Source organism: Paenibacillus sp. J31TS4 (genome assembly GCF_018403265.1).
In the GTDB taxonomy this organism is placed as follows: domain Bacteria; phylum Bacillota; class Bacilli; order Paenibacillales; family NBRC-103111; genus J31TS4.
Map to the genome: position 1 here is coordinate 262,384 of NZ_BOSI01000002.1, position 26,581 is coordinate 288,964.

The window sequence follows — 26,581 nt, forward strand, 5'->3', positions numbered from 1 at the left end:
ATGGCGCAATGGATCTATTTGAACGGAGAGTACGCAACCAAAGAGAACGCGTTGATCTCCGTGTACGACCACGGATTTTTGTACGGCGACGGAATCTTCGAGGGCATCCGGATTTACAACGGCAACATCTTCAAATGCAAGGAGCATCTCGACCGGCTGTACGACTCGGCCAAGTCGATCATGCTGAACATTCCGCTGTCCTACGAGGAGATGCAGGAGGCGCTTGTCGAGACGATCCGCAAGAACGGCCTGCGCGACGGCTATATCCGCCTCGTCGTGTCGCGGGGACCCGGGGACCTTGGCCTCGATCCGCGCCGGTCGCCGAAGGCGAACGTGGTCATAATCGTGGAACAGCTCGCCATTTATCCGGAGGAAGCGTACAAGATCGGGCTCAAGACGGTCTCCGTCTCGTACCGCCGCAACATTCCGGACGCGATTAACCCGAAAATCAAGTCGCTGAACTACCTGAACAATATCCTGGTCAAGATCCAGGCGAACCTGGCGGGCGTCGGGGAAGCAATCATGCTGAACGCCCAAGGCTATGTCGCCGAGGGCTCCTCCGACAACATCTTCATCGTCAAGCGCGGAGTCGTCTACACGCCTCCCTGCTACTTGGGGGCGCTCGAGGGCATTACGCGCCAGGCGATCATCGAGATCTGCGCCAAGGTCGGCTACAAGCTCAAGGAAGTGCCGTTCACGCTGCATGACGTTTATGTGGCAGACGAGGTGTTCTTCACCGGAACCGCCGCCGAGGTCATTGCCGTGCGCGAGGTCGACGGCCGGGTGATCGGACAAGGCCATGCGGGTCCTGTGACGACCCACCTGCTGGAGGAATTCCGCAAGCAAGTCGAGATCGACGGAGTCAAGGTGTACGACTAACGGCTGGACGCTGCCGATTGGCCCCAGGGCTGTCAGGCGGTGCGCCACTCCGTATCGGGCGGCCGTGAACCCTATCCGACAAAAGATAGAACAAGAAGGATACAGCTGCTTTCCGGCGGCTGTGTCCTTCTTTTTTTGTTGTCAAAAGCTAGGTAAGTGGGAGGGAATGACGAGGCAATCCTTAAGGCTTGCGAGCAAGGAGCGGCTGCTCCTTATTCAGGCGGATGATACCGGTATATCGAAGGGGGCGAATGAAGCACGTGTTGTGAGCCGGAAAGAAAGCTGGAGGATAAACGAATCACCAACAAGGAGATTCGACAACTCTTTCATCAGGAACGAATTCGCCTGCTCTCGTGGACAGCGATCCGGATTGGCAGAGGAGCCTATAGGAGACAGAGAGCTTGAGACTTCCTTCCTCCGTCTCTTACGCGACTGCCGGGTAACAAGTCCCGCTTCCATTCGTGGAGTTTTTTTTGTGGGCGTGGGTCAAACGCCTAGCAGTCTGCATAGAATGTACTGTTCATGATGGGCGCATGGTGGCGCCGAGACCGCCAGCTTGCAGCAAGAACCCATTCGGGTGCCGGCCGGACCCATTCGCGAGGGCGCGCCGGTCCGCCCATCCTTAAGGAGGTCTGAGGCTTTGAGAATCCATGTCGTGAAAAAAGGGGATACCCTCTACCATTTGGCGAAAAAGTACAATGTCGAACTCGACAAGCTGATCGCCGCCAATCCCCAGCTTGCCAATCCCGATGAACTGGAGGTAGGCGCCAAAATCAAGATCCCTTCGGCGTCTATGCCTGTGGCACCTCCGGAATCGGCGATCGCGCATAAGCATATCGTCAAGCAGGGGGATACGCTTTGGAAGCTATCCCAGCAGTGGGGCGTTCCGCTTCAAGCGATGATCGAAGCGAATCCGCAGCTGAACAATCCGAACATACTGCTGACCGGCCAGACGGTCAATATTCCGAAGAAGGCGGCCGCCGGCCAATCGAGCGCGCACCCTCACGCGAATCCTCACGCGAACCCGAACGTGAACCCGAACGTGAATGCGAATCCAATGCCGCACGGCAAGAAGAACACGGCTCCCAAAGCGGAAGCGGTTCAGCCGTCCGGCAAGAAGCCGACGGAAGAGATTGCTCCTCTCGCGGAACTGCCGGTTCTCCCCGAGACTCCTAAGGTCGAGGTTAAGGTCGAGCTTAAAGAAGAGATCAAGGAGATCAAGGAAGAAATCAAGGAAGAGAAGAAGGAAGAGATCAAGGAGAAGCCTGCGCCCGTCCTGCCGATCCAGCAAGCTCCCGTGATGCCCGTCCCGATTCAAAAGCCTGCGGCAAAAGAAAAGCATGCGGAGCTCATGCCGGAACATCCTCCGATGATTCAGATGTACGCCGAGCATCTGTTCGAGCAGTATAAGACGCCGGCAATGAACGTGAACGTACCGCAGCCGCCGAATCCCGCTTACGAGCTTCCCCAGCTCGCCCCGGTCCCGATGCCGGCGATGCCGCCGCAGCATCCGGTGGATTGGTCGTGCCCTCCGGATGGGATGGGCCACTGGCCGGGCATGCCGGCACCCTATCCGATGCCGCAAGTAGCGGGAGCCTATGAGCAGCCGTTCCCGGAAATGCCGGGTGCGTGGATGCCTCCGGGCGCTCCGATGGGGGCGCCGATGGCCGCAGGCCCTCACTGGCCCGGCTATGCCGGTCCTTACTACCCGCCGATGCCGGATGGAATGGGAGAGCCGTTTGTGCCGCCGATGATGCATGGAATGGAGCCGTATGCGTCACCGATGATGCACGGAATGGAGCCATATGCGTCACCGATGATGCATGGGATGGGAGAGCCGTATGGGACAGCGATGCCGTTCGGCGCACAGCCGGAGGAGAAGGACTGCGGCTGCGGGGGACCTAAGCTTCTGCCTGCAGCGGCACCGATTCAGGCCGCTACCGCGCCATGCTTTGACGGCGGGTATCCCGGACTCGGCATGATGGCACCGATGCCGCAAATGATGGGAATGGGGGCCAATCTGCCGATGGGACCAATGCCGCAGGTAATGGGAGAGGCCTTCCATCCGTCGATGGCACCGATGCCGCAGATGATGGGAATGCCGGGCCTTCCGCCTATGGGACCCATGCCGCAGATGATGGCACCGATGGGAACCATGCCGCAAATGATGGGACCGATGCCGCATGGAATGGGAGCGGCCGACAATCTGCCGACGGCTATGCCGACCCCACTGCCGGCCATGGGAGCGATGCCGCAGCCGATGGCGCCGCAGCCGGGCCAATCTGCCGCCCAAGGCCTGCAGGGCTGGCCGGAGGCCGTCGTCAGCGCCCTGCCGGGAGGCAGCAGCGACGGCGGGCAGTCGTCCGGCGCCGGTTCGGGCTGGATGCCATGGCCCGAGCCCGGCCCGATGGGCGCCCCGCGTCCGGACGATGCCCAGGCTGCAGATGCGGCGGCTGCGCCGGTCTGGCCGGGCTCGGAAGGGGTACCGGGGATGCAGTTCCCCCCGGGAGCAATTCCCGGCTTCGGCGGGCAGCCTTGGCAGGGGATCGAGACGTCGCCGTGGGCAGACCTGGCCCAAGGAGGCCAGCCGTGGCCGGGAGCCGGGGTGCCTTGGGCGGAGTCCGGGCAGCCGTGGCCGGGAGCTGGTGCCGCCCCGTGGACCCAGCCTGGGCAGACGGCAGCGCCTGAAGCCGAAGGCGGCTCGGAGTGGAGCTGGCCGGGGCCAGACGGTGAGCGTGAACCCGTGTCCGGCCAGCCGACGACGTACCCCGCCACATGGGGCTTCCCGGGCCAGACCGGCTTTCCATGGCCCGGTTCTGTCCAGCAGCCGGGGGCGGTCCCCGGTGCGGGCTCGCCCATGACACCCGGAGGGACGCAGGGCGCGCCGGGCTGGCCGGGGACCGCAATGCCGGGAGCCGGATACCCGTGGGCACAGCAAGGCTACCCGGGCGGCTTTATGGGCGGTTTCCCGGGCGGCATGGGGATGCCGGGCATTCCCGGGTATCCCGGAGCAGGAGCTCCCTATAGCACTGGAGGCCAGCCGTTCGGCTACCCGACGGGCATGGGAGCGGGATCGCCTTATCCTTATCCCGGCGCTTACTCGCAGGGCTGGGGAATGGGGCAGCAGCTGCCGGGCACCGGCATGAGGAACGAACCGGCGGATACCGGCGATACCGATGCGATCGAGTCGGCACCCGCTCCGGCGGCAAAGCCGAGCCGCAAAGCGGGGTCCCGCTCCAAGGGGAACAACCGCTCCAAGGCTGCCGTCCATACAGTCCCGAAGCGCTCGCGCAGCTCTTCGCCCGCTCCCCGTCCCCGTTCCTATGGACCGTGGATCAATGTCTAGCTCCCAGCTTTGACGCATATTCCCTATTCTTCTGAGACACACTAACGAAAACTTCTCAGAAGAAGGGGATACCGTGAGCTTTTCCAACCTACTGAAACAGCTGAAGAAAAAGCTTCGCAGGAAGCGGCGCCTTCTCTCGCTCGGGGCGCTGCTTCTTGCCGCCGGCGTCACGGCCTCCGCCTCCGCCTCCGTCCTTGATCAGACGGGCTTCATCGGCGACCGCTCCGCGAGCCGTTCGGTTGCGGTTTGGGCGGCCGTGCCCGGCAAAGCGGAGCGGGAGCGGATCGCGGACGAGGCCAATAAGCGCGCGCTTGAGACGATGCGGCAGGAGACGGATCGGAGAATGGGCTACCACCAGAAGCGTTATGTGTGCGGCGAGGAGCTTGCCGAGCTCGGCCGGATGGACGCAGAGCAGGCGGAGGCCTACCAGCGGGAGCATCCGGGTACCGTACTGATGCTGGGCGACAAGGGCGAGCTGTACTTCGTGGAGGACATCGAGGATCTGTCCGAGCAGTGCAAGGAAACCGCCTATTTCGGTATCGACCGCAACAGCAACTTGTCCCTCTTTGACGGGCTTCCGGCCCGGGAGCAGGTGATCCGGACGTTCTTTCAGCTCAATGTAGAGCATCTGAAGAGCAGCCTGCCGAGCGAGACGATTAACCAGCTGTACAGCGGCATCCGGGTATCGGACATCGAGGAATACAACAGTGTCATCTCGACTTTCAGCGACTTTGCCGTCGCCGCGGGAAAAGAGTAACGCAGCCGCCTGTGTCTGCCGCTAGGGAGCTAGTTCCCTGTAGCGCTAAATCGAGGAATGAAGCAGCCAAGATCCGAGGGCGCGGGCCTTCGGGTCTTTTTTGTGCGGCAAAAAGCAGGCAGGGGCGGCGGGAAAGACAATCGTCACGTGAACCCATCTGTGCTATAATGGAAAAAAGGAATACATATGTTCGCTTTACGATGGGAGAGAAAAGTTTGCGTATTCTCGGGATCGACCCAGGAATCGCGATCGTCGGCTTCGGGTTCATCGACAAGCAGGGCAGCCGGCTGGTCCCGGTTCAATACGGGAGCATACAGACGGAGGCCCACACCGACCCCGGCGAGCGCCTGAAGAATGTATATGAAGCTACTATGCAGCTGATAGACAAATACAAGCCCGACGCCGTGGCGATCGAGAAGCTGTTCTTCAACCGGAACGTCACGACGGCGTTCACGGTCGCCCAGGCGAGGGGCGTTATGATCCTGGCGGCCGTCCAGCACGGCCTTCCTGTAGCGGAATACACGCCGCTGCAGGTCAAGCAGGCGGTTGTCGGCTACGGCAAGGCCGAGAAGAAGCAGGTGCAGGAGATGGTGAAGATGTTCCTTCGCCTCTCGGCCGTGCCCAAGCCGGACGACGTCGCGGACGCGCTGGCGGTTGCCGTCTGCCACGCCCATTCGTGCGTGCTGACGCAGAAAATGAACGAGGTGTCCAAATGATTGATTTTTTGAGAGGCCAGCTTGCCCACCGAGAGGCCGATTATGTCGTGCTCGACGTGAACGGCGTCGGCTACCGGGTGTTCTGCGCCAATCCGTACGCCGTACAGGAGGAGCCCGGCCGGCCGCTGACGATGTATATTCACCAGCAGGTCCGCGAGGATGCGATTCTGCTGTTCGGCTTTGCTTCGCGCGAAGAGCAGACGCTGTTCCGACGGCTGATTGAGGTGAACGGGATCGGCCCCAAGGTCGCTCTCGGCATTCTGTCGGCCGGACGGCCGGATGCCGTCGTGAGTGCCATTTACCAGGAGAATGTCACCTTCCTGACCAAGCTGCCCGGCATCGGCAAGAAGACCGCGCAGCGGATCATTCTCGATCTGAAGGACAAGCTCGCGGATCTGCCGATGAGCCCGGTCGCGATTCAGGGAGGCGCCGGAGCGGTGGCGATCGCCGCGTCGCTTGAAGTGACGACGGGAGACGAGGCCAAGCAGGCGCTCTTCGCGCTGGGTTATTCCGAGGCAGAGGTGGAGCGCATCTGGCCGGCTGTGCGGGAGAGAACGGGAGAGGCCGATTCGGTCGACGTTATTGTGAAGCAGGCGCTTCAGATCCTGTTTAGAGGCTAGAGGAAGCGCCGCGGAAAGGATTGGAGAGGAACCTCATGGACGAACGCATCATATCGGCGAACCTCATGATGGAGGACCAGACGGTGGAGCTGAGCCTCCGGCCGCGCTACCTGTCCGAATATATCGGCCAGGCGCAGGTGAAGGAGAACCTGAAGATCTTCATAGAAGCCGCCAAGCAGCGCAAGGAAGCGCTCGATCACGTGCTGCTGTACGGGCCTCCGGGCCTCGGCAAGACCACGCTCTCGAACATTATCGCAAACGAGCTCGGCGTTAACGTCCGCACGACGTCGGGACCGGCGATTGAACGTCCCGGCGACCTGGCGGCGATCCTGACGAACCTGCAGGAGGGCGACGTGCTGTTCATCGATGAGATTCACCGGCTGCAGCGGTCCGTGGAGGAGGTGCTGTACCCGGCGATGGAGGACTTTGCCCTCGACATCATGATCGGCAAAGGACCGAGCGCCCGCTCGGTCCGGCTCGACCTCCCCAAGTTTACGCTTGTCGGGGCGACGACCCGGGCGGGGCTGCTGTCCGCACCGCTGCGCGACCGCTTCGGCGTCGTCAGCCGGCTGGAATATTACACGGTAGACGAGCTTGCCTTCATTGTCGACCGTGCGGCGGATATTCTCGGCGTGCCAATCGTAGGCGACGCGGCGGTGGAGATCGGCAAGAGATCGAGAGGGACGCCCCGCATCGCGAACCGCCTGCTCAAGCGGGTGCGTGACTTCGCCCAGGTGAAGGGTGACGGGATGATTACCCGCGAGATCGCGAGCATGGCGCTCAAGCTGATTCAGGTGGACGAGCTCGGGCTCGACGAGATCGACCACAAGATGCTGCGGGCCATCATTACCAGCTTCAAGGGCGGACCGGTCGGACTCGACACGATCGCAGCGACCATCGGGGAAGAGAGCCAGACGATCGAAGACGTCTACGAGCCTTACCTTCTCCAGATCGGCTTCCTGCAGCGGACGCCAAGAGGGCGGATGGTGACGCCCCAGGCGTGCCGGCATCTCGGCCTTGAGCCGCCCGAGCGCTCCTGATCGGTACGGGCAGATCGCGCTTTTGTATACCGCCGGTCCTTTAGGGCCGGCTTTTTATGTGGAGTCGGGCAGCCGCCGTCTTCTGCCGGTCAGGAGCCCTTGGCACCGATTTGAGCCAATTTAGCAACTTTTGGCCGCATGTCGAGTCTATACCTAGGACAAGTCCCGGACCAGGAGGTCCGGGCATACCGGCCGGAACGCTCTTTATCGGCTCCCGCTACCGGCTCGACCGAGCCAGCGCGGAGGCCGGTTCGCCCTGTTCGGTGTGGACTGGCAGCTCCCGTGCGGAGCCTCATGAGCAATGCGGCGTTCCGGCAACAAGCTCTCTCGACAAAGGAGAATTGGCACCGATGAAGATTCAAGTGAAGAAGAAAACATGGGCGGCCGTTCTGGCAGCGGGCATGCTGCTGGGCGCGTCGGTCCCTTATGCCCCTTCCACCGCGTACGCGGCCGTGCCGAAGCTGGATGCGATCCGGGTCGGCCTGTATCTCGAAACAAGCAATGCCCATACGAGCATTCCGGCCGTCAGCCTGTCGGCCGACAAAGGGCTGACGGCCGGTCTGCGCTCCGCGGCCGGGACTAAGCCTATGCTGGAGGCCGCAGCAGGCAAGATCGTCCGCGGCAGCGCCGACCAGTTCGGCGTCCGGCTGCTGGAGACGCCCGACTACGCAAAGGCCAAGTCGCTTGCGGACAAGCTGACGACGGCCGGCTACAAGCCGGCAGTTCTCCTGTCGCCGAAGGCGGGCAGCAACCAGTACCACGTCGTTCTCGAAGGCTATGCCGACGCCGCTGCGGCGCAGAGCGCCCTGGCTGCAGTGAAGGCGAACGCCACGCTGGCCGGCGCCATTGCCTCTCCGGCAGTCACCGGTACGCTGCGCCTGAACGCCGGCTCGTACGCAACCGAGGCGGAAGCGGCCGTGCAGCTGAACGGCATCCGGCAAGTCGGCCTCACGGGCGATCTGGCGATCCAGGAGAATGCGGACGGAACGCTCGTCTATTCCGTCTGGGTCGGCAACGAGACGGATCAGAAGGGACTGGACGCGCTCAAGGCGCAGGCGGCCGCCGCCGCGCCGAATGCCGTGTTTCAGCCGGCGGACGTGACCCGGCCGTATCTGCTCGTCCGCAGCGACCGGACGACAGGACAGACGGCGGACGTGACCCGGTTATCGTTTCCGTCCGGCGCCAAAGTATGGGTCGCTCCCAAAGCGTCCTCAAAGATCAAGGTCGTCGAGAAGGGCGACCGGACCTACAGCGGAGGCATCGAGCTGAGTGTCCATAACGGCAAGATGGCCGTCATCAACGAGCTGCCCTTCGAGCAGTACCTCTATTCCGTCGTCAGCTCGGAGATGTCTACGGGCTGGCCGCAGGAGGCGCTCAAGGCCCAGGCGGTCGCGGCGCGCAGCTACGCGCTCCAAAAAGGGCTGGAATACGAAATTGCCCATGTCGTCGACAGCGTCGTCAACCAGGCTTACTCGGGCAAGGAATATCCCGATGTGATTCAGGCGGTGGACGCCACCAAAGGCCAAGTGTTGGTCACCGCCAAAGGCGCCGTCTTCAGCCCGCTGTTCCATTCGAACGCAGGAGGCATGACCGCTGATTCTCCGGAGGTCTGGGGCAATGCGAATGCCAATTACAGGCCGGTCACCAGCCCCGACGACGTCGTGCTTCGCTCCCGCGCCGACTGGATGCGGATCGTCCTGCCGTCCGGTACGACCGGCTATGTGCCGGCAGCCAATGTGAAGGAGCTGGCGGACCGCAGCGCCATAGGGCTGCCGTACGTGCAGGCGGCCGAGACCGTCTCTGTGCTGAAGTATCCCGAATTGAACAAAGCCCCTGCAGTCGGTACGCTGACCAAGGGCGAGAAGGTCGTGACGCTGGAGAAGGTCAAGGCGAACAACGAATATTCCTGGCGGGTCGTCAGCAGTGCGGATGAGCTGAGAACCGCCATAAACAAGGTGCTGGCGTCACCAGTTTCGGGCCTCGCCTCGCTCGAGGTCGTGAAGAAAGGAGCTTCCGGACGCGTGACGGCGCTCAAGGTGAATGGAGAGACGGTCGCTCCCAAGCAGCCGGACAGCTTCCGGACGATGCTGGGCGGCCTGAGAAGCACGTTGTTTGAAATCGAGCAGAACGGAAGGTATACTGTAATGGGAGCCGGGGGTGTCTCGCGCGATGTCGCGAACGCGACCGCCGGCTACGTGACGGGTGCCGCTTCCGCTCCCGTCAAGCAAGGCGGCATGTTCCTGATGGACGCCAGCGGCCAGGTCCGGCCGATCAGCGACAAGACCGAATTCACGTTCCGGGGGCAAGGCTACGGACACGGGCTCGGCATGTCGCAGTGGGGGGCCCGCAGCCTGGCGGAGCAGGGGTATGATTACGCCGCCATTTTGCAATATTACTATACGGGAGTTACTTTAGCTAAGGACTGACCTGAATGAATGTAGATCTATTCGATTACGACCTGCCCGAATCGCTGATCGCTCAGACGCCGCTGGCCAACCGCACCGGCTCGCGGCTCATGACGCTGAACAAGCGGACGGGAGAAGTAGGCCACCACCAGTTCGAAGAACTGGCCGATTATGTACAAGCCGGGGATTTGCTCGTGTTGAACGATACGCGGGTCATTCCAGCCCGGCTTTTTGGCTGTAAACCGGAAACGGGAGGCAAAGCCGAGCTGCTGCTCCTCAAGCCTCTCGGAGAAGACCGGTGGGAGGTGCTGATCAAGCCGGGCAAACGATTCCGCACCGGCGCGACGATCGTATTCGGCACCGGAGACGACGGAGAAGGCGCCGAAGGGGGATCCGCAGCGGATCCGGACAACCGGACAGCGCCGCTGCTGACCGCGGTCGTCGAGGAAGAGCGTGAGATGGGCGGCCGGGTGGTCCGGTTCTCTTATACCGGCATCTTCCAGGAGATTCTGGACCGTCTCGGCCAAATGCCGCTGCCGCCTTACATCAAGGAAAGACTGGACGACAAGGAGCGCTACCAGACGGTCTATGCACGTCACGAAGGCTCGGCGGCCGCACCGACGGCCGGTCTGCATTTCACCGAGGACTTCCTCCGGCGGCTGCAGGACAAGGGGGTCCGGCTCGCGTATGTGACGCTTCATGTCGGGCTCGGCACATTCCGTCCTGTGTCCGCTGATAAGGTGGAGGAACATGAGATGCACGCCGAATATTTCGAGCTGTCGCAGGAGACGGCCGACCTCATCAACCGGACAAGGGCAGAGGGCGGACGGATCGTCGCGATTGGCACCACGTCGGCGCGCACGCTGGAGTCGGTCGCCAGGATCAGCCAGGACGATGCGAGTCTGCCGGCCGGGACGATCAAAGCCGCCAGCGGATGGACGGATATTTTTCTCTACCCGGGCGTGCCAATTCTACTCGTTGATGCGCTGCTGACCAATTTCCATCTGCCCAAGTCCACGCTGCTCATGCTGATCAGCGCGCTGGCGGGCCGGGAAAACGTGCTGAACGCATACCGGCAGGCGGTCGAGGCGAAATACCGGTTCTTCAGCTTCGGCGATGCGATGTTTATTTATGGAGAGTAAAGGATGAGAGACGAGCATGGCCGTAACCTATGAATTGATCAAAACCTGCCGCCAGACCGGCGCACGTCTGGGGCGGGTGCACACGCCGCACGGTGTAATCGAGACGCCGGCGTTCATGCCGGTCGGAACGCTCGCAACCGTCAAGACGATGGCGCCGGAGGAACTGAAGCAGATGGATGCGCAGATCATTCTGAGCAACACTTACCATCTCTTCCTGCGTCCCGGGCACGAGCTCGTCAAGAGAGCGGGCGGGCTGCACAAGTTTATGAATTGGGACCGCCCGATTCTGACCGACAGCGGCGGCTTTCAGGTGTTCAGCCTGAGCGAACTGCGCAAGATTACGGAGGAAGGCGTTACCTTCCGCTCCCACCTGAACGGGGATAAGCTGTTCTTGTCGCCGGAGAAGGTAATGGAGATTGAGAACGCCCTTGGCGCGGACATTATGATGGCGTTCGATGAATGCCCGCCGTACCCGGCGGAGCACAGCTATGCGAAGCAGTCGCTCGAGCGGACGACCCGCTGGGCGGAGCGCTGCCTCAAGGCGCATGCGCGGCCGGACGAACAGGCGCTGTTCGGCATCGTCCAGGGCGGAATGTTCGAGGATCTGCGCAAACAGAGTGCCGCCGATTTGACTTCCCTGGATTTTCCGGGGTATGCTATTGGTGGACTGAGTGTCGGCGAACCCAAGCCTTTGATGTATCAAGTGCTGGATTATACCGTTCCGCTGCTGCCCGCTGGCAAGCCCCGCTACTTGATGGGCGTCGGCTCTCCCGACGCACTCGTAGAGGGGGCGATCCGCGGCGTCGACATGTTCGACTGCGTGCTGCCGACGAGGATCGCGCGCAACGGAACCTGCATGACGAGCGAGGGCCGTCTGGTCGTCCGCAACGCGAAGTACGCGGAGGACTTCGGTCCGCTGGACCCGGCATGCTCCTGCTATACCTGCACTCATTATTCCAGGGCCTACATCCGCCATCTCATCAAGGCGGACGAGACATTCGGGATCCGCTTGACGACGTATCACAACCTGCATTTCCTGCTGGAGCTCATGCGGCAGGTCAGACAGGCCATCCGCGAGGATCGGCTGGGCGATTTCCGCGACGCCTTCTTCGAACAGTATGGACTGGATGAGAACAGTAGGGGATTTTAAAAGGAAGGGTCATGCCTCCCGGGAGAGGCCGCTAGCGCTGGCCTGCCCGGAGGATAGTTCAACACGAAAGGAGGGAACCCCCAATGATGTACATGGCGGAAGCCGCGGCTCAACCGAGCGGCACCAGCATGCTGCTGTCGCTGTGGCCGATTCTTCTTATGTTCCTGGTCCTGTATTTTCTGCTGATTCGTCCGAATCAGAAGAGACAGAAGACTCGGAACGCAATGCTCTCGGCCTTGAAGAAAGGGGACAAGGTGACCACGATCGGCGGCCTGCACGGCACCATCATGGAGATCACCGACGATACGGTCGTCCTTCGCGTCAACGATGCGACCAAGATGACGTTCGATCGTTCGGCGATCAACGCCGTCAAGGCCTCGTCCGCTGCGTCCGAATAGGACTCGCCGGCCGGCTACATAACCGAACCAGACAGAAGCCTTCCGCTCAGCGGAAGGCTTCTTTTGCTGTGTCCGTTCACAATTGGATATCGCCACGTCACGCATGGAACGTAGGATATGAAAAATCCCCGTTCCTGAGAGAGGAACGGGGATCGGAAACGGCGCATAGCGGAGGAAATCAATCAGCCTTTGAGCCGGCTGCCTTCGTTGAGATAGCCGGGCAGCGTATGCAGCTCGCTCAGCCGCAGCCCTACCCGTGCGGCGAACACGCCCAGGATCAGACCCGCGCCCATATCCATCAGCCAATGCACCCCGAGATAGAAGATGGAGAAGATGATGAAGACGGCGCTGAAGAGCGTGAACCACTTCCAGAACCCGTTGTTCGAACGGGAAGCGAGCAGTGCCATCGAAACGGAGATCGACGTATGCAGGCTCGGGAAGCAGTTGTCGAGACCCGAAAGCGGGCGGTAATCCTGCTCGAAGGCCGGGAAGACCTGGTGCATGAGGAGGTCGACATTCGGATGGAAATACCAGACTTCGTTGACCGGCAGGAACAGATAGAACGGAATTGCGATCATGTAGTTCAGCATGAGAGCGTAGCAGACCGAATGAAACAGCTTGAAGTTCTTCTCGTACGTATAAATGCCGATCGAGACAACCATAAGGCACGGAAACACGACCAGGTAAAAGAACGAAGAGAGATCGGTCAGCAGATCATTGCGGAAAAAATGCTGGATGGAAGCCACGAGGTCGCCTTCTATCTTGTAGATGGAGGACGTAAAGTCCGGCTGGGGCGGCATCCGGCGCTCTACCCATTGCTCAAGTTTGTTGAAGAAGAGGATCGCCAGGACGGCGGCAAAGTGCAGGAAGTATTTGCGTGATGTGAACAGCTCTTGGACAAAGGTTCCGCCAACCCGAAAGGGATTGACGCGCAGGGCGGCAAACAGCAGGACAAAGACCATGCCCGCAATCCATAGCGTGACCTGTGTCATGGATTGAAACGTAATCATTTGGGACTTCCTCCTAATTATGGTTGCCGAAATTCATAAAAGAAAAAAGCATGAACCTCTCTAATATACCATAATCAAGACAGAAGGTGTACTTTCTTTTACTTCCTCGTGTTGACGCCCAGGATTCCTCCAATCGCACCGACGCCGAAGCTCAGGCAGGTAAACAGGAGCGTTTGCAGGTCGAGTCCTTTATCGAAGCCGAGGAAGCCGATCAGGATGACCACGAGAGCATAGATGACCCCCAGGACGGCTCCGTAATACCAGCCCTTCATCTCGGCGCGTTTGCCCGCTACCCAGCCTCCGAGCAGCAGAGCGACCGCATGGATAATGTAGGCATAGGTTGGCAGTGCATCCTCCTTCTGATCGGTCAGCATCAGGATGAGCGACGTGACGACGGCGGCTATGCTCATGACGACGAACGCGTAGAGCAGGCCGGAGAGGATTGGGGAGGCTGCCCCCATGCCGGTCGGGCGTTGCTTCACTTCCATCTTCGTTTCCTCCTTTATCGAAAAAGGCTTGTATTTACCCTCAGTGTATGGTCAAGCTTCGGGGATTAGTACCTCGCCGCAATCGAGAGACTGCCAGCATTTGCTGTACCTGTGTCGCATGGGGAAGGTTGGGGAGGGTCAGACTACTTCATGAAACAGGATCCGGATGGATCCGGGGAACGGAGCAAGCCGTAATTGCGAGGGAGGAGGCGCTGAAGCATGGGGATCCTGCTGCTCAGGACGGTGCTGGTCTATTTTCTTGTATTCGCGGTCATGCGGATCATGGGAAAACGCGAGATCGGCAAGCTGTCCGTGCTCGATCTCGTCATCTCGATCATGATTGCGGAAATTGCCGTTTTCGTCATCGAGGATGTGAGGAAGCCGATGAGCGACGGCATCGTGCCGATCGTGACGCTGGTAGCCATCCAGGTCGGCATGGCGCTTCTCGCCCTGCGGTTTCAGAGGATCCGTTATTGGATGGATGGGAAGCCCAGCTTTTTGATCCGCGGCGGCAAGCTGGACCGGGCTGAGATGAGCCGGCAGCGCTACAACCTCGACGACCTGCTCCTGCAGCTGCGGCAGAACCGGGTGACGAATGTGGCCGACGTGGAGTTCGCCATTCTGGAGCCGAGCGGCAAGTTGACGGTTATCGAAAAGAAGGGGGATAAGGGAAGAGCGGGGACGGAGCGCGCCCGGGAAGGGACCGCAGCCGAGAGGAGCAAGGGCAAGGGGGCCGAGACGTTCCGTTACGAAGGACTGCCTCTCCCCCTTATTATGGACGGCAAGGTGCAGGACGACAATTTGCAGCAGCTCGGCCAGACGAGATTTTGGCTGAAGAACCGGCTCCAGGAAAAGGGCGTTTACGACTTCAAGGATGTGTTCTTTTGCTCCGTGGATCACCGGGGCGAGCTGTTTCTCGACAAAAAGAACAAATGATGGATCCGCTGCTGCCCGGGGGCGCGGGAGGCTTACAGTCTCCGGCTAAGCCAGGGCAGCTTTTTGAAGTCGTCCCGATCGACAACCTTGAGCAGCACGATACTGACGAGATAGATGCCGATGCCGAGCAGGCAGGAGAGTAGGAACCGGTGAAACGGTTGGGCGATCCATGTGGCGTCCATCACCAGCCGGCAGCTGCCTCCCATGACGAGCATGGCGGCGAATATTTTGAGCAGGTCGCCTCCGGGAAGCGAAAACTTGAGCAGCCGGCTGATGCTCGACCAGTCCAGCAGCGTAACAACCGCCGTCGTCACGCAGAATGCCATGACCGCGCCCAGGATGCCGAAGCTTGGGTTCGAGACGAGGAGCGAGAGAAGCGCCAGCTTGACGACGGCTCCGATAAAGGTGTTCAGCAGAGCGGTGCCTGGCCGATTGAGCGCCTGCAGCGCCGCCTCCAGCGGAACCTTGAAATAGAGGAACAGGGCGATTGGCGCGATCATCTTGAGCATGATGCCGATATCGGCCTGTTTGTACAAGAAGTAGCAGATCGGATCGGCCAGCACGAACATCAGTACCGCAAACGGAGCACCGGACACGAGTGCGAGCCGAAGCGACTGGTGCAGCCGCTTGTGAATCGTCGCCTGGTCCTTGCGGGCGGCCGCCTCCGACAGCGAGGGGATAAGCGAGACCGCAAGCGAGTAGGTCAGCGCGCTCGGCAGATAGACGATCGGGATGATCATGCCCTGCAGCGCCCCGTATTGCGACGTCGCAACCGACGTGGCGATGCCGGCCGCCGCAAGACCGTGGATGATAAGGATCGACTCCAGGAAGTAGGAGGACGAGCCGACGAGCCGGCTGCCGGTAACCGGAATCGAGATGCGGAAGATCCGCTTGATTGCATTCATGCGTCCGCTGAGCCGCGATTGCCCGATGCGCGCGGTGCCGTAGACCGGCTGCCTCGGCCGGTTTGCCCGCAGCTGCAGCAGCAGGACCAGGAGGCCGCCCAGCTCGCCCACCAGCACGCCGATCATTGCGCCCGCCGCCGCATACTCGATGCCCCGGGGGAGCAGCGCATAGGCAAAGGCAAGCATGGTAACGATGCGGATCATCGTCTCGACAATTTGGGAAACGGCCGTCGGGATCATGTTGTGTCTTCCCTGAAAATAGCCCCGGAACACGGCGGAGACTCCGGCCAGCGGGATGATCGGCGTCATCGCCAGGAAGGACCAGAAGATTCTGTCGTCGGTAAAAAGACGGCTCGTCATCCAGGGGGCCGCCAGCGCGCACGCTGCGCTGAAGAGCAGGCTGAGTCCCGCCGTCACCGCGAGCGCCACCTGGAGGATGCCGCGCACTCGCTTCTCATTGCCCTCCGACGCCGCCTCGGCGACCAGCTTGGACACGGCAAGCGGGATGCCGCCCGTCGTGATGGTCAGCACGACGCCCATCAGCGGATAGCCCATCTGAAACAAGCCGACCCCTTCGGATCCGATGATGCGGGGAAGGGTGATGCGCGGGACGAAGCCGAGCAGCCGGTTGATCATGCCGGCGGCCAGCAGAATCAGCGTTCCCTGCAGAAACGTTTGCTTGTATTTGCTCAAGTGGCAATCACCTCTTCCGAACAATAGTCTTTCTCCTACATGACTATGCCGCGGGCGGCCAAGCTCATGCCTGTTTCCTGGGACGAGGCGGGTCGCCCCGGCACGGATGCGCTATGCGCCTCTTCTGAGTGCGTCCGCGTGAAACCAGGGAATCTATTTTGCCATGCAAAAAAAGGATTCCGCCTCCGGCCAGCGAATAAGGTACGGATAAGGGCAATCAAGAGGACAAGGAGGACGCCGATGGAGCAATCTTACGAAGACAGCCTGCCAACGCGCGAGGAGCTGGACGTCATCATCCGCAACTTGTGCGTCATCAAGAAGGAAGAGTTTGCTGCTTTCGGTTACGACCACGTGGAATGGGAGGAGATTTGGCACTGTGTGAGCAGCAAGTACAAGAAATCCGGCCTGCCGCCTCTTCACAAGCTGGTCAACGATATTCTGACATTGAAGGCGGATCAGTTTATGAACTGGATCACGCTTCAGGCGATGAAGGGAGCCTCCTTTTAAACGGAGAGTCCCTTTTTTTTGGCGGCTTTCGGGAGGGAGGAGGGGGTAAAACCCTATTCCGCCCTGGTTTTGGTGGAATCTGTCAAATTGACGCTCTTTTTGCATGTGAGTATAATAGGAATATTGAGGATGGAAGGGAGACTCGCAGGTTATGAAAGGCAAGAATTTTGCCGTATTTATTTTGCTGGTGGCGATTACGCTCGGCGTTATCGGCACAACAAGCAAGAGCGTCCTTGAGAAGGTTCGCCTCGGCCTCGACCTGAAAGGCGGCTTCGAGATTTTGTACGTAGCCACGCCGGTCAAAGGCGGCGAGGCGGTGACTAAGGAATCGCTGCGCCAAACCGCGCACAGTCTCGAGAAGCGGGTCAACGCCCAGGGCGTGGCCGAGCCCGAGATTACGCCTGAGGGCGCCGACCGGATCCGCGTGCGGATCGCCGGCGTGACGGACGAATCCAAAGTCCGCGAGATGCTGAAGAAGCCCGCGGTGCTGACCTTCCGCGACCCGGACGGCAACGTCATGCTGGACGGCTCCGACTTTAAGCCTGGCGGCGCGAAGGTGGAGTACGAGAATGGAACGCGGCCGATCGTCTCGATCCAGCTGAACAGCGCCGAGAAGTTTGCCGATGTAACCGGCAAGCTCGTCGGCAAGGCGCTCGGCATCTATCTGGATGAAGACCAGATTTCCAACCCGATGGTCAACCAGGTGATCAACAGCAATACCGCGACGATCACCGGTTCGTTCTCCTTCGAGGAAGCGAAGAACCTGGCGGACACGATCAACCTGGGCGCCCTGCCGCTCAACCTGACGGAGAAGTATACGCAGAGCGTCGGCGCGACGCTCGGCCAGCAGTCGCTCAAGATGACGATGGAGGCGGGTATTATCGCCTTTATCCTGATCATTCTGTTCATGCTTTTCTTCTACCGGGTGCCGGGCATGGTGGCGACCGTCACGCTCATTCTGTACACCTGGCTGCTGCTTGTCGTGTTCGTCCTGATGGACGCAACGCTGACGCTTCCCGGCATCGCCGCTCTTATTCTCGGCGTCGGGATGGCGGTCGACGCCAACATCATTACGTATGAACGGATCAAAGACGAAATCCGGAACGGCAAGAGCATCTCGTCCGCTTTCCGGTCCGGCTCGAAGAGCTCGTTCCGCACCATCATGGATGCGAACTTGACGACGATTCTGGCGGCTGCCGTGCTTTACTTCCTCGGCACCGGTGCGATCCAGGGCTTCGCCCTGACGCTGATCTTCAGTATTCTCGTGGGCATTCTGACCAACGTCTTCCTGTCCAGGCTGCTGCTGCAGCTCCTGATCCGCTCCAATGTCGTCAAGAAACCCGGAGCATTCGGGGTAAAGGAGGCAGATGTCCGTGATCTCTAAAATTCAGTTCGATATCATGAAGAGACGGAAGCTGTTCTTCACGCTCTCCACTGTGCTGACCATTCTCGGAATCGTCTCGCTGCTGACGCTCGGCCTGAACCGCGGAGTCGATTTCAAAGCAGGTACGACGCTCGACATCACGTCGCAGCAGACGATGGACCGAGCTGCGGTGAACGAAATTTTGAGCAAGGCCGGCTATGAGGACGTCAACCCGACGGTAGGCGGCAAAACGGCTTCCATCCGGTTCGATAAAGTGCTTGCTCAGGAAGAGACCGAGAAGATCGTGAGCGGCTTCAAGGCCGTCTACGGAGAGGGAATCAGCAAGGAAGAGAACACCGTCGACGTTCAGCTAGCCAACGAGCTGGCGCTCAAGGCTATCTATGCCGTTCTGATCGCCAGCGTGGGCATCAGCCTCTACGTCAGCATCCGGTTCGAATGGCGGTTCGCCATCGGGGCGATCGTCTCGACGCTGTACGATGCATTCCTCGTCATTACGTTGTTCTCTCTGTTCCGTCTTGAAGTCAACCTGCCGTTCGTCGCAGCCGTGCTGACCATCGTCGGCTATTCGATCAACGACACCATCGTAATCTTCGACCGCATCCGGGAGAACCAGCGGTTCTCCAAGCTCAGGAACGAGCACGATCTGGCCGATCTCGTGAACAAGAGCATCTGGCAGACGATGACTCGATCGATCAACACCGTCCTTACGGTTCTGATCGGGGCGGTCTGTCTCTGGATCTTCGGAAGCGAGGGAATCCGGCATTTCTCCCTGGCGATGATCTTCGGCCTGCTGAGCGGAGCTTATTCCTCCATCTTCATCGCGAGTCCGATCTGGTTCGTCCTTAAGAAGAAAACGATCGGCACCGGACGCAAGCCAGCGGCCGCCAAAGACTAACACATTCCGCCGCGGACCGAATGGGTTCGCGGCTTTTCTTCCGGCGGAACGCGGGAGGGCAAGTACAGTGGCAAAAAGAGGTGGCACTCCATGGCTCGTCAACGCAGGAAAAAAACGGATAATGCCGTCTGGGCTGCCATTGCGGGCAGCCTGCTGCTCAGCGTCTTCAAAGGCTGGGTCGGCTACACGGCGGACGCTACTTCGCTTATGGCGGACGCCGTTCATACGGCCTCGCTCGCTCTGGCGGGCCTAACCATCTGGGTGCAGGCCCGGGTGGACGCATCCCCGTCGCCGGCACCGCGCAAGGCGAGGCGCAAGGCGATGGCTGCCGCATCGGCCATCGCTGCCGCTCTGCTGCTCGTCGTCGGAGTCGAGCTTGCGGTCGCCTCGCTGCGGATCGTCCAAGGCGGGGTCGGCCACGCTCCGGCCTGGTATGCGGCTCCCGTGCTGGTTCTCACGCTCGCGGCCGGCGTCCTGCTGACTGCCTGGCGGCTTAGGAACGCCGACGGGAGACGGGATACCGGCTCCCACTGGGGGCTGCGCTCGCACCTCAGCTCGGCGCTCGTTGCGTTCGTAGGAACGGCGGGGGCGCTGCTGGGGCAGTGGTTTCAGGAGCCCGTCTTTTACTACCTCGATCCGCTGGCCGGCTTCTTGATCTCCCTCCTCATCGCTCGTCTCGCGTACCGGCTGCTGACCGAGTTCCGCAGCCTGCCGTCCGACGAGGCGCTGGACGAGGAGGACCGCGAGGATCTGATCCGCGCCGCCCAGCGGGTGCGCGGCGTCATCTCGGTGGATGATTTGAGCTGGCGAGAGAACGGGCCCTATTTTGTTGTCGATATTCGGATTAGCGTGAATCCCCGCATTACGGTGCTCGAGGGACACGCGATTGCAAAAAGTGTCCAGCATCAGCTGATGAAGCGGTTCAGCCATCTATCCGATGTGCATGTCTTCGTGATTCCCTATGACGGCGGCTATCCGTACAAGAGGGAGTTGGAGGAGGACCAGGAGCATCAGCCGACGCTGCTGCATTAGTTAGGAGGGAACCGAATGCTCCCATCCAGAGCCAAATGGACGGTGCAGGGAATGGAGGAGGAGACGGTCCGGCTGCTCGCGGACCGTCTCGGGCTGTCCGCGATCGCGGCGAGGCTGCTCGTGGCGCGCGGCATCCGGACCCCGGAGCAGGCGGAGCTGTTCCTGAAGGCCGGCGCAGAGCATGCCCACGACCCTTATCTGCTTGACGGGATGAAGGAAGCGGTGGAGCGGCTGCGCCAGGCCATCGAGCAAGGAGAACGAATACGCATTTATGGTGATTACGACGCGGACGGGGTCAGCAGCACGGCGCTGATGACCCACCTGCTGCGGGGACTCTCGGCCAAGTTCGACAGCTACGTTCCCCACCGCGTCCTGGAAGGGTACGGATTAAACCGGGGAGCGATCGATCGCGCGAAGGAAGAGGGCGTGCAGCTGCTCGTCACCGTCGATACCGGCATCAGCGCGTGGGAAGAGGTCGCGTATGCCGCGAGTCTCGGAATCGACGTCATCGTGACGGATCACCACGAGCCTCCGGAGGCGCTGCCGGACTGCTGTGCCGTCCTCAATCCGAAGAAGCCGGGCTGTCCTTACCCGTTCAAGCAGCTGGCCGGGGTCGGCGTCGCGTTCAAACTGGCGACGGCGCTGCTCGGCCGGTTTCCGGAGGAGCTGTTGGAGTATGCGGCGCTCGGCACCGTTGCTGATTTGATGCCGCTCACCGGCGAGAACCGCATTCTCGTCCGGCTCGGCCTAGAGCGGATGAGGCAGGCGGCGGGACCCGGCATGCAGGCGCTGCTGGCGGTGGCCGGCATTGACCGCCGGCAGGTGAACGCGGGTCATCTCGGCTTCTCGCTCGGCCCGCGCATCAACGCCGGCGGCCGGCTGGAGTCGGCCGACACCGCCGTCCGCCTGCTCACCACCGCAGATTCGCAGGAGGCCGCTCTGCTGGCGGAGAATCTCGACGCGCTCAACAAGGAGCGTCAGCGGATTGTGGAGGAGATCGGGCAGGAGGCGGAGGCCGTCGTGCGGGAGGACGGAGGTCGTCCCCCCCGGGTACTCGTCGTCGCGAGAGAAGACTGGAACGTCGGCGTCATCGGCATCGTTGCTTCCCGGCTGCTCGAGGCGTATTACCGGCCGACGCTTATCCTGAGCATCGACCGCGAGACCGGACTCGCCAAAGGCTCGGCCCGCTCCATTCCCGGCTTCGATCTGCACGCCGCCCTGACGGCCTGCGCCGACCTGCTGGAGCATTACGGCGGCCACCAGGCGGCAGCGGGAATGACAGTCCGGCGGGAGAATCTTCCCGAGCTGGCGGCCCGCCTCAACGAGCTGGCGGCCGCCTGGCTGACGGACGAGCATTTCGTCCCTGTGTTGCAGGCGGATCTGGATGCCTCGCTCAGTGAGGTGACGCTCGCAGCGATCCAGGAGCTGGAGCAGCTTGGCCCGTTCGGGATGGGGAATCCGTCGCCGCGCTTCGTGTTCAGCGATCTGGAGATTCGCGAGCGGAGAACGATGGGCAAAGAGCAGCAGCATCTGAAGCTGCAGCTAACGGAGGCGGCCCGGGAATCGGCGGCCTCGATCGAGGCGGTCGGCTTCGGCAAGAGCGCCGTGCTGGGACGGTTGTCGCCGGCGGCCCGCGTCGACGTGGTCGGCGAGCTGAGCGTCAACGAATGGAACGGCACCCGGCGGCCCCAGCTGCTGATCCAGGATCTGCGTGTGCCGCATGTCCAGGTGTTCGACTGGCGGGGAGCCGGACGTCTTGAGGAGAAACTGAAGACGCTCGGTGTGCCCTCCACGCTATGGGCGGACCGGCCGGAGGACAATGCCGGCCCTGGGCTGCTCTTGTTCCGGGAGGAAGAGCTGACGCTGCTTCCGCCCGGATTCACGGACCAGGCCGCCATCTGGTGTCGCGGGGGAGATGGCGGCGTCCGCTGCCTGCACAAGGGTACGCGGGACCACTTCCCGCAGGTCAAAGACCTGATCTTGTACACGCTCCCGGACCGGGAGGACACGCTGCGCGAGATTCTGACGCAGGCCGAGGGTGTGGAGCGAATCTATGCGGTCTTCCGGACACCGGAGGGAGAGGGAAAACCGTCCGTTCCGGGACGCGACCGCTTCAAGCAGGTGTACGGGGCGCTTCGGGCACTGGGCGGGCAGACGGTCGAGCCTAGGCAGTTCGCCGCTTCCTGGAGCCGCAGGCTGGGGTTGCCGCCGTCTGTCATAACGTTTATTATGGAAGTGTTTGTGGAACTGGAGTTTCTGGAACGGTGCTTGGACGGCTATCGCTGCCATCCGGCTCCGGGCCGCAGAGATTTGACCAGCTCGGCACTGTACCGCGGCCGGCTGGAGAGACAGAAGACCGAGGAGCTGCTGCTTTACTCCTCGGCCCAAGAGCTGCACGGCTGGATTGTACGCCAGCTGGCGGCTCCCAAATTGCTAACGGAGGCTTAACCCATGGATTTTAAAGAGTACATCCGGGTCATTCCCGATTTTCCCCAGCCGGGAGTCCGGTTCAAGGACATTACGACGCTGCTCAAGAACGGGCCCGTCTATAAACAAGCGGTCGATGCGATCCGCGAAATGGTCAGCGACCTCAAGATCGACATGATCGCAGGACCTGAAGCCCGGGGTTTCGTCGTCGGGGCGCCGCTCGCTTATTCGCTCGGGGTCGGCTTCGCGCCGATCCGCAAGAGCGGCAAGCTGCCGGGTGATTGCATCGAGGCGGACTATTCGCTCGAGTACGGCAAGGACCGGCTGGCAATGCACCGGGACTCCATCCAGCCAGGGCAGCGCGTGCTGATCGCCGATGACCTGCTGGCGACCGGCGGGACGCTGGCGACGTCGGCCAACCTCATTCGGCAGCTGGGCGGGGAGATCGTCGGCGCCGCCTTCCTGATCGAGCTGTCCTACTTGAACGGCCGCGAGAAGCTGGAAGGCATCGAGGTCCGTTCGCTCATGACTTACTAAGTCTCCTTTCCGGAACGGCCGCTTCACCGGCCGGACTCCGCTGGAGCCGGAATACCGGCAGGCAGTCATGCTGCGCTGGAGCCGGATAGAGAGCAAAAACAGCCGCTAAGGTTCGCATATAGCGAATCTTAGCGGCTGTTTTGTTTGTTTAAAGGGACGGTAAGAGGCGTCTTGCTTGAGGGAGGGCGGGCCGCCGGCCGTCGAGCGGGGGCGTAGTCCCCGCAAGACGTCCATGCGCTCGTCCATACGGCTTCGAACGAGCGCGTACGGCTGCCTCTTGCTAAGCCTCTTGCTCCTCCTCCGCTTGGGGAGGAGTCAGCAGCTTCTCGCCGTGCAGATAGGGGCGCAGCGCGGCGGGGATGGCGATCGAGCCGTCGGTCTGCTGGTGATTCTCGAGCAGCGGAATGAGAATCCGCGGGGTTGCGACCATTGTATTGTTGAGCGTGTAGGCGTACTGCAGGCGGCCGTCCGTATCGCGGTAGCGGAGATTCGCGCGGCGGGCCTGGAAGTCGAGCACGTTCGACGCCGAATGGGTCTCGCCGTATGCGCCGCGGCTCGGCATCCACGTCTCAAGGTCGAACTGCTTATGCGTCTTGGCCGCTTGGTCGCCTGTGCAGACGGCCATGACGCGGTAAGGGAGCTCAAGCAGCCGGAGCAGCTGCTCGGCGTTCGCCACCAATTCCGCGAGCAGCCGGTCGGCCAGCTCGGGATCGCGGCGGCAGAGCACGACCTGCTCCACCTTGGCGAACTGGTGCACCCGGTACAGCCCGCGCGTGTCGCGGCCCGCCGAGCCGACCTCCTTGCGGAAGCAGGGGGTTGCGGCCGCCAGCCGCGCCGGCTCCGCCAGGTCCAGCACCTCGTCGCGGTAATACGAGATGAGCGGGACCTCGCCCGTGCCGGCGAGCCAGGTGTTCTCCTCCACCGCATAGGTCTGGTCGCGTCCAGCCGGGAAGAAGCCGGCCGCCGTCATCGCTTCCTCGCGCATGAGAATGGGTACCTCGAGAAGCGTGTAGCCGCGCTCCTCCAGCAGATCCATGGCGAGCTGCTGGACGGCGCGATGCAGCCGCGTGCCGGCTCCTTTCAGCACATAGCTTCGCGCGCCTGCCATCCGGACCGCCCGCGGAATGTCGATCATCCCGTGCAGCTCTCCCAGCTCGACATGGTCGCGCGGAGCAAAGGCGAAGTCTCGAGGAACACCGACGCGCCGTACCTCCACGTTGTCGGCATCGCTCGCCCCGATGGGCGTATCCGCCGAAACGGGATTGGGCACGAGGAGCATGAGCTCCTCGAACCGCCGGGCGGCCCGCGCCTCCTCTTGGGCTACCTCGTCCAGCCGGACGCCGAGCTCCTTTGCTTCCTCGGTTAGTGCAGCCGCCGATTCTGTCTCTCCCCGCCTCTTGTGTTCGCCCGTCTCCCGGGCGAGCTCGTTGCGCCTCTTGCGGAGCCTTTCGGCATCGGCGATGAGACGGCGTCTCGTCTCGTCGGCCTCAAGGACGTCTCCAATAATCGAGACGCCGAGGCCCTTATCCCGCGCAGTCCGCTCGAGGAGCGCCCGGTTGTCGCGGATCCAAGCAATTGCTAGCATGGTCATCACGGTCCTTTCTCGGATAAAAATACAAAAAGCGCCCTCATCCGATTGGGACGAGGAGCGCTTAGGCCCGCGGTGCCACCCAACTTGACCATTCCCGTCAGGACGGGGATGATCCGCTTGGTTCCGCGATAACGGGCGGTGCCGGTCTTCTTCGGGAACGGGCGGGCCGTTCTTACGAGGACGCCTCCGAGTTGGATGCTCTTCCTTGGCATAATAGCGATATGGAAAGTTGGTGCTATTATAGGGAAGAGCGCTGCGAAAGTCAAGCGGCGAACGTCAGGAGAAAGATGGACAGACAAAAGCCCCGGACAGGAGCATCCGAGACTTGACTTGCAACCGGTTATTCGTTCGCCCAGCCGAGCTTCTCGATCAGCTTGAAGAACAGGCTGAGCAGGATGCCGACGACGGTAGCGAGCGCCATGCCCTTGAGCACGAAGCTGCCCCAGGCGAAGGTCGCTCCGCTGATGCCGATGACCAGCACGACGGTGGATAGGATCAGGTTGGTCGGCTTGGCGTAATCGACCTTCGTCTCGACGAGCATCCGGATGCCGGACGAAGCGATGACGCCGAACAGCAGCAGCGACACGCCGCCCATGACGGGGACCGGAATGGTCATGATGAGCGCGGACAGCTTGCCGAAGAAGGACAGCACGATTGCGAAGACGGCCGCGCCCCCGATGACCCAAGTCGAGTACACTTTGCTGAGCGCCAGGACACCGATGTTCTCTCCGTAGGTCGTGTTCGGCGTCGAGCCGACGAAGCCGGAGACGATGGTGGAGATGCCGTTGCCGAGAAGCGAGCGGTCAAGTCCCGGATCCGTGGAGAGATCCTTGCCGACGATATTGCTCGTTACGATCAGATGGCCGATGTGCTCCGCGATGACGACGAGCGCCGCCGGGGCAATGATGGCGATCGCCGACCACGAGAACCGCGGGGAGTAGAACTCCGGCAGGGAGAAGAAGGGTGCCTGCTGGACCGATGTGAAGTCGACCATGCCGAACAGGGCGGCGAGCACGTAGCCGAAGACAATGCCGATCAGAATTGGGATAATTTTGAAGAATCCGCGGAACAGGACGTTCCCTATAATAGTAAGCAGCAGGGTAGCCAGCGAGACGGTGATGACCTTGGGGTCGAACGCCCAGTCGGCCGGAGCGTCGCCCGGACGGATAATCCCGGCCATGCTGGCAGCCGTCGGAACGAGCTCAAGCCCGATAACGGCCACGATCGCGCCCATCGCCGCCGGCGGGAAGACGACGTCGATCCAGCGGGTGCCGACCGCCTTGACGAGCAGGCCGACGACGGTGAAGATGACGCCGGTGACGATGAAGCCGCCGAGCGCATCCTGGTATGTGCCTCCGCCTACGAAAACGGCGGCGACCGGCGACAGGAAGGCGAAGCTGGAGCCGAGATAGGCCGGGATTTTGCCTTTGCAGATGATTAGGTACAGCAGGGTGCCGATCCCGTTCATCAGCAGGCAGATGGCCGGATTGATGTGGAATAGAATCGGAACTAGCACCGTCGAGCCGAACATGGCGAACAAGTGCTGCAGGCTCAGCGGGATGCTGGCCGCCAGGGATGGACGCTCGTCCACTTGGATAACGCGCTGCAAGCTGGTTTCCTCCTTGAATATCGATTGATGATTTCGATGGTCGGTCGGATTTCGGATGAAATCCCCTCGCTAATCTTAGCAAAAACGAACCAACATGCAAGACAAAATTCGACC

22 protein-coding genes are annotated in these 26,581 nt (G+C 61.5%); 17 read left to right on the plus strand and 5 right to left on the minus strand.

The annotated features are described in order from the left end of the window. The 10 genes from ilvE to yajC all read left to right on the plus strand — a co-directional run bounded on the left by ilvE (position 1) and on the right by yajC (position 12,453). Entirely contained in the window at positions 1 to 879 is an 879-nt protein-coding gene (gene ilvE, locus KJS47_RS12070) for a branched-chain-amino-acid transaminase (RefSeq protein WP_213525302.1), read from the plus strand. Positions 880 to 1,519: 640 nt separating this feature from the next. Continuing rightward, the gene (locus KJS47_RS24085) at positions 1,520 to 4,225 is read left to right on the plus strand and encodes a LysM peptidoglycan-binding domain-containing protein (protein ID WP_249716332.1); all 2,706 of its coding nucleotides are present in this window, start codon (positions 1,520 to 1,522) and stop codon (positions 4,223 to 4,225) included. A gap of 73 nt (positions 4,226 to 4,298) precedes the next feature. Then, on the plus strand, positions 4,299 to 4,982 hold the full coding sequence (locus KJS47_RS12080; RefSeq protein WP_213525303.1) for a BofC C-terminal domain-containing protein: 684 nt from the start codon (positions 4,299 to 4,301) through the stop codon (positions 4,980 to 4,982). A gap of 215 nt (positions 4,983 to 5,197) precedes the next feature. Further along, on the plus strand, positions 5,198 to 5,698 hold the full coding sequence (ruvC, locus tag KJS47_RS12085; protein WP_213525304.1) for a crossover junction endodeoxyribonuclease RuvC: 501 nt from the start codon (positions 5,198 to 5,200) through the stop codon (positions 5,696 to 5,698). Further along, on the plus strand, positions 5,695 to 6,318 hold the full coding sequence (gene ruvA / locus KJS47_RS12090; protein ID WP_213525305.1) for a Holliday junction branch migration protein RuvA: 624 nt from the start codon (positions 5,695 to 5,697) through the stop codon (positions 6,316 to 6,318). Before ruvC ends, ruvA begins: the two co-directional genes overlap by 4 nt. Positions 6,319 to 6,353: 35 nt before the next feature. Then, positions 6,354 to 7,358, plus strand: a complete 1,005-nt coding sequence (ruvB, locus tag KJS47_RS12095; protein ID WP_213525306.1) for a Holliday junction branch migration DNA helicase RuvB — start codon at positions 6,354 to 6,356, stop codon at positions 7,356 to 7,358. Between the two features lie 350 nt (positions 7,359 to 7,708). Then, complete coding sequence (locus KJS47_RS12100; protein ID WP_213525307.1) at positions 7,709 to 9,784, plus strand: SpoIID/LytB domain-containing protein; 2,076 nt, start codon at positions 7,709 to 7,711, stop codon at positions 9,782 to 9,784. Positions 9,785 to 9,789: 5 nt separating this feature from the next. Beyond that, positions 9,790 to 10,905, plus strand: a complete 1,116-nt coding sequence (gene queA / locus KJS47_RS12105) for a tRNA preQ1(34) S-adenosylmethionine ribosyltransferase-isomerase QueA (protein ID WP_213525308.1) — start codon at positions 9,790 to 9,792, stop codon at positions 10,903 to 10,905. Positions 10,906 to 10,921: 16 nt separating this feature from the next. Continuing rightward, positions 10,922 to 12,055 carry a tRNA guanosine(34) transglycosylase Tgt gene (gene tgt, locus KJS47_RS12110; RefSeq protein WP_213525309.1) on the plus strand — a complete coding sequence of 378 codons (1,134 nt, stop codon included), beginning with the start codon at positions 10,922 to 10,924 and terminating at the stop codon, positions 12,053 to 12,055. A gap of 83 nt (positions 12,056 to 12,138) precedes the next feature. Further along, positions 12,139 to 12,453, plus strand: coding sequence for a preprotein translocase subunit YajC (gene yajC / locus KJS47_RS12115; RefSeq protein ID WP_213525310.1), 315 nt, complete (start codon positions 12,139 to 12,141; stop codon positions 12,451 to 12,453). 182 nt (positions 12,454 to 12,635) lie between these two features. Here the strand turns inward: yajC and KJS47_RS12120 are convergent, their stop codons facing one another. Together KJS47_RS12120 and KJS47_RS12125 are read right to left on the minus strand one after the other, a co-directional pair. Further along, the gene (locus KJS47_RS12120; RefSeq protein WP_213525311.1) at positions 12,636 to 13,463 is read right to left on the minus strand and encodes a phosphatase PAP2 family protein; all 828 of its coding nucleotides are present in this window, start codon (positions 13,461 to 13,463) and stop codon (positions 12,636 to 12,638) included. Positions 13,464 to 13,561: 98 nt separating this feature from the next. Further along, complete coding sequence (locus tag KJS47_RS12125) at positions 13,562 to 13,951, minus strand: TIGR04086 family membrane protein (RefSeq protein ID WP_213525312.1); 390 nt, start codon at positions 13,949 to 13,951, stop codon at positions 13,562 to 13,564. 219 nt (positions 13,952 to 14,170) lie between these two features. Between KJS47_RS12125 and KJS47_RS12130 the strand changes: the two genes are divergently transcribed. Next, a complete protein-coding gene (locus tag KJS47_RS12130) occupies positions 14,171 to 14,887 on the plus strand; it encodes a DUF421 domain-containing protein (RefSeq protein WP_213525313.1) in 717 nt (238 codons plus the stop codon). Between the two features lie 32 nt (positions 14,888 to 14,919). Here KJS47_RS12130 and spoVB read toward each other — a convergent pair whose 3' ends face one another. Further along, positions 14,920 to 16,485 carry a stage V sporulation protein B gene (spoVB, locus tag KJS47_RS12135; protein ID WP_213525314.1) on the minus strand — a complete coding sequence of 522 codons (1,566 nt, stop codon included), beginning with the start codon at positions 16,483 to 16,485 and terminating at the stop codon, positions 14,920 to 14,922. 240 nt (positions 16,486 to 16,725) lie between these two features. On the opposite strand from spoVB, the gene KJS47_RS12140 reads away from it, so the two are divergent. The 6 genes from KJS47_RS12140 (at position 16,726) to KJS47_RS12165 (ending at position 23,267) form a co-directional block, all read left to right on the plus strand. Continuing rightward, positions 16,726 to 16,992, plus strand: a complete 267-nt coding sequence (locus KJS47_RS12140; protein ID WP_213525315.1) for a post-transcriptional regulator — start codon at positions 16,726 to 16,728, stop codon at positions 16,990 to 16,992. A gap of 151 nt (positions 16,993 to 17,143) precedes the next feature. Beyond that, positions 17,144 to 18,376: a protein translocase subunit SecD gene (gene secD / locus KJS47_RS12145; protein ID WP_213525316.1), complete on the plus strand. Its 1,233-nt coding sequence runs from the start codon at positions 17,144 to 17,146 to the stop codon at positions 18,374 to 18,376. Beyond that, on the plus strand, positions 18,360 to 19,271 hold the full coding sequence (gene secF / locus KJS47_RS12150; RefSeq protein WP_213525317.1) for a protein translocase subunit SecF: 912 nt from the start codon (positions 18,360 to 18,362) through the stop codon (positions 19,269 to 19,271). The genes secD and secF overlap by 17 nt, the downstream gene beginning before the upstream one ends. Positions 19,272 to 19,361: 90 nt before the next feature. Beyond that, positions 19,362 to 20,303: a cation diffusion facilitator family transporter gene (locus KJS47_RS12155; protein WP_213525318.1), complete on the plus strand. Its 942-nt coding sequence runs from the start codon at positions 19,362 to 19,364 to the stop codon at positions 20,301 to 20,303. A gap of 15 nt (positions 20,304 to 20,318) precedes the next feature. Then, entirely contained in the window at positions 20,319 to 22,751 is a 2,433-nt protein-coding gene (gene recJ, locus KJS47_RS12160; RefSeq protein WP_213525319.1) for a single-stranded-DNA-specific exonuclease RecJ, read from the plus strand. 3 nt (positions 22,752 to 22,754) lie between these two features. Then, positions 22,755 to 23,267: an adenine phosphoribosyltransferase gene (locus KJS47_RS12165; RefSeq protein WP_213525320.1), complete on the plus strand. Its 513-nt coding sequence runs from the start codon at positions 22,755 to 22,757 to the stop codon at positions 23,265 to 23,267. A gap of 280 nt (positions 23,268 to 23,547) precedes the next feature. Here KJS47_RS12165 and serS read toward each other — a convergent pair whose 3' ends face one another. Together serS and uraA are read right to left on the minus strand one after the other, a co-directional pair. Beyond that, positions 23,548 to 24,852 carry a serine--tRNA ligase gene (gene serS / locus KJS47_RS12170; protein WP_213525843.1) on the minus strand — a complete coding sequence of 435 codons (1,305 nt, stop codon included), beginning with the start codon at positions 24,850 to 24,852 and terminating at the stop codon, positions 23,548 to 23,550. 346 nt (positions 24,853 to 25,198) lie between these two features. Beyond that, positions 25,199 to 26,467 (minus strand): uracil permease, encoded by a 1,269-nt coding sequence (gene uraA, locus KJS47_RS12175; RefSeq protein ID WP_213525321.1) that lies wholly within the window; start codon positions 26,465 to 26,467, stop codon positions 25,199 to 25,201. Between the last annotated feature and the right edge of the window lie 114 nt (positions 26,468 to 26,581).

Coding starts and splice junctions, on each gene's coding strand:
- secF (WP_213525317.1), top strand. CDS start 18,360: ATGTCCGTGATCTCTAAAATTCAGTTCGATATCATGAAGAGACGGAAG.
- queA (WP_213525308.1), top strand. CDS start 9,790: ATGAATGTAGATCTATTCGATTACGACCTGCCCGAATCGCTGATCGCT.
- serS (WP_213525843.1), bottom strand. CDS start 24,852: ATGCTAGCAATTGCTTGGATCCGCGACAACCGGGCGCTCCTCGAGCGG.
- ruvA (WP_213525305.1), top strand. CDS start 5,695: ATGATTGATTTTTTGAGAGGCCAGCTTGCCCACCGAGAGGCCGATTAT.
- tgt (WP_213525309.1), top strand. CDS start 10,922: ATGGCCGTAACCTATGAATTGATCAAAACCTGCCGCCAGACCGGCGCA.
- KJS47_RS12125 (WP_213525312.1), bottom strand. CDS start 13,951: ATGGAAGTGAAGCAACGCCCGACCGGCATGGGGGCAGCCTCCCCAATC.
- KJS47_RS12165 (WP_213525320.1), top strand. CDS start 22,755: ATGGATTTTAAAGAGTACATCCGGGTCATTCCCGATTTTCCCCAGCCG.
- KJS47_RS12130 (WP_213525313.1), top strand. CDS start 14,171: ATGGGGATCCTGCTGCTCAGGACGGTGCTGGTCTATTTTCTTGTATTC.
- recJ (WP_213525319.1), top strand. CDS start 20,319: ATGCTCCCATCCAGAGCCAAATGGACGGTGCAGGGAATGGAGGAGGAG.
- ilvE (WP_213525302.1), top strand. CDS start 1: ATGGCGCAATGGATCTATTTGAACGGAGAGTACGCAACCAAAGAGAAC.
- ruvB (WP_213525306.1), top strand. CDS start 6,354: ATGGACGAACGCATCATATCGGCGAACCTCATGATGGAGGACCAGACG.
- KJS47_RS12120 (WP_213525311.1), bottom strand. CDS start 13,463: ATGATTACGTTTCAATCCATGACACAGGTCACGCTATGGATTGCGGGC.
- KJS47_RS12155 (WP_213525318.1), top strand. CDS start 19,362: ATGGCTCGTCAACGCAGGAAAAAAACGGATAATGCCGTCTGGGCTGCC.
- yajC (WP_213525310.1), top strand. CDS start 12,139: ATGATGTACATGGCGGAAGCCGCGGCTCAACCGAGCGGCACCAGCATG.
- secD (WP_213525316.1), top strand. CDS start 17,144: ATGAAAGGCAAGAATTTTGCCGTATTTATTTTGCTGGTGGCGATTACG.
- KJS47_RS12140 (WP_213525315.1), top strand. CDS start 16,726: ATGGAGCAATCTTACGAAGACAGCCTGCCAACGCGCGAGGAGCTGGAC.
- KJS47_RS12100 (WP_213525307.1), top strand. CDS start 7,709: ATGAAGATTCAAGTGAAGAAGAAAACATGGGCGGCCGTTCTGGCAGCG.